Annotated in this window: 1 pseudogene; it reads left to right on the forward strand. The window is 53.8% G+C overall.

Features of this window, described 5'->3' with window-relative positions:
• Positions 1–329, forward strand: a pseudogene (locus RTW80_RS28190) (relaxase NikB); the annotation flags it as partial.

Genomic DNA, 329 nt, shown 5'->3' on the forward strand with positions numbered 1-329 from the left:
AACGTGACCCAATGCTGCGCCGGCAGCGACGTGAAGCCAGAGCTGAGGCCCGTGCTGACCTGCGTGCCCGCTATCTGGCATGGCGTGAACAATGGCGTAAACCAGATCTGCGTTATGGGGAACGTTGTCGGGAAATTCATCAGGCATGCCGTCTGCGGAAGTCACACATTCGTGCGCAGTACGATGATCCGGCATTACGTAAGCTGCATTATCACATTGCAGAAGTTCAGCGAATGCAGGCATTGATCAGGCTGAAAGAAGACATCAGGGATGAGCGACAGAAACTTATTGCTGACGGGAAATGGTATCCACCCTCTTACCGTCAGTGG

This window comes from Escherichia sp. AM3, assembly GCF_032029835.1.
Lineage (GTDB): Bacteria > Pseudomonadota > Gammaproteobacteria > Enterobacterales > Enterobacteriaceae > Escherichia > Escherichia coli.